Below are 857 nucleotides of genomic sequence, written 5' to 3' on the forward strand. Positions count from 1 at the left end.
GGTCCGGATGGGCAGCGAGAATATCGGTGGCGGCGGTCAGCGCCTTTTCGCGATCCCAGTCGGCGCTGACCATCACCACGATGTCGAGTTTACCTTCCACCGCCTGCTTGAAGCCCTTGATGCGGGCGTTGGAGCCGACATCGCCGACTATGCCGGCGACCAGCGCGACCTTGGAGCCCTTCGGCACCAGCTTCAGCATCTCTTCGCCGGCCAGCGCGCCGGCGGCGACATTGTCGGTGCCGATATAGGTCGAGACGGCGAAGCCGGCGGCCTTGGCCTGTTCCGGGTCTATGGTCGAGTCGATGTTGACGATCGGCTTCTTCTTCTGGGCGACCGGCACCAGCGCCTGGACGAGATTGGAGACGCTGATCGGGTTGACCAGGTAGCAATCGAAATCCTGCATGGCCATGGCGGTCAGGCGGTCGGCCTGGCCGGTGGCGTCACCCATATTGGCGGCGGCCTGGACGCTGACATTCACGCCGTTTGCCTTGGCCTGTTCCTCGATGCCCTTCTGCATGGTCTGGAAGAACGGATTGTCGAGGCCTTTGACGATGGCCGCGACTTTCGCCGTATCCTCGGCATGGGCGGGCGCTGCGACGATGGCTGCAAGCATGCCTGCGCCAAGCAGGTTCGTGCCAAGCTTCAGGCAATTGAACATACGCATGGTTTTTCCTCCTCCTGATTGTTTTTATGGGCTGCATCAATGTCGCTGTCCGGTGACTGCAATGTTAGACGGCGCGCAAGCGACCCCGGCGCCTGGCGCGATGGTTCGCCAACAGATTGCTGCCCGCTTTGGAATGTGCGGACTGCAGCCCAGGTCGGGCACTTTTCGATGTCAGGCATTGCTCCTCCCAGAG

2 protein-coding genes are annotated in these 857 nt (G+C 62.1%); both read right to left on the reverse strand.

The window, feature by feature from the left end:
• Positions 1 to 664 (reverse strand): substrate-binding domain-containing protein (locus tag EN939_RS36185; protein WP_164751603.1); only part of this gene is annotated, 664 nt, incomplete at its 3' end.
• Positions 643 to 857, reverse strand: a 215-nt coding sequence (locus EN939_RS38405) for a hypothetical protein (protein ID WP_206528457.1), incomplete at its 5' end; no start/stop codon positions are given. The genes EN939_RS36185 and EN939_RS38405, both read right to left, overlap by 22 nt.

Source organism: Mesorhizobium sp. M7A.F.Ca.CA.002.05.1.1 (assembly GCF_003998335.1).
In the GTDB taxonomy this organism is placed as follows: Bacteria; Pseudomonadota; Alphaproteobacteria; order Rhizobiales; family Rhizobiaceae; genus Mesorhizobium.